The sequence below is a fragment of the Streptosporangium minutum genome (assembly GCF_002149035.1).
GTDB lineage: Bacteria > Actinomycetota > Actinomycetes > Streptosporangiales > Streptosporangiaceae > Streptosporangium > Streptosporangium minutum.
Genome location: NZ_NGFP01000517.1, coordinates 1 through 1,039, shown reverse-complemented (window position 1 = coordinate 1,039; position 1,039 = coordinate 1). Strand labels below are relative to the sequence as shown.

Genomic DNA, 1,039 nt, shown 5'->3' with positions numbered 1-1,039 from the left:
GCCTCCAGCCGCAGCGCCGTGACGGGGGTGCGCAGCCGGTGGGAGAGATCGGCGACCGCCTCGCGCTCGCGGGCCAGCAGCTCGCGGATGCGGGCGGCCAGATGGTTGAGGGCCGCGCCGACGTCACGGATCTCGGGCGGCCCCGCCGGCTCCACCCGCGCGTCCAGATCGCCGCCGGCCAGCCGCCGGGAGACCCCCGCGACCTGTCCGACCGGCCGGATCAGCGAGCGGGCGAGCCGGTCGGCGACGACGATGCCGACCGTGAGCAGCGCCAGCCCGATCAGGCCCAGCACGAGCCACGCCCGCCCGACCCCCTGCCGGAGCCGCTCGGCGCTCACGAAGGCGCGGACGACCATGGTGCCGCGCTCCCCTCCCTGGACGGCCACCAGGATCTCCCTGCCCGCCGGGGTCTCGACGGTGACGCTGCGCCCACGCGCGGCCAGCTCGACACCGGGACCACGGGGCGCCGGCACGCCGAGGAACTCGTGGCCCGCCAGGAAGACCGTGATCGGCGTGCCGCCGGAGCTGTTGGCCTGCCGTACGGTGGCGTCGAGGGTGTCCTGGTCGCCCAGCGCCGCCGCGGTGGCCACCGACTGCGCCCAGGTGGTGGCGGCGGCCGTGGCCCGCTCGGCGGCCAGCGTGCTGACCAGCACGGCGAGCGGTACGAGGAAGGCGACCAGGACCAGGGAGGTGGTCGCCACCGCGAGCAGGGCCAGGCGCCGTCTCATCGTCTGGCCTCAGGGCCCCGGGTCGACGATCTTCACGCCGACGCCGTRGACGGTCTGCAGGTAGCGGGGGGCCTGGGCGCTCTCGCCGAGTTTGCGGCGCAGCCACGACAGGTGCACGTCGACGGTCTTGTCGGCGCCGCCGTAGGCCATCCGCCACACCTCGGTGAGCAGTTCCCGTTTGGAGACGACCTGGCCGGGGCGGAGCGCGAGGTAGTGCAGCAGGTCGAACTCCTTGGGCGTCAGGTCCAGGCGGGCGCCGTCGAGGAACGCCTCCCGGCCGGCCTGCTCGATGAGCAGGCCCGCCGACCCGT

The 1,039-nt window shown here is 75.4% G+C and carries 2 protein-coding genes; both read right to left on the bottom strand.

What is annotated here, in order from left to right:
• A partial coding sequence (locus CA984_RS44145) for a HAMP domain-containing protein (RefSeq protein ID WP_133062000.1) occupies positions 1-728 on the bottom strand: 728 nt, incomplete at its 3' end.
• Positions 729-737: 9 nt separating this feature from the next.
• A partial coding sequence (locus tag CA984_RS44140; protein ID WP_133061999.1) for a winged helix-turn-helix domain-containing protein occupies positions 738-1,039 on the bottom strand: 302 nt, incomplete at its 5' end.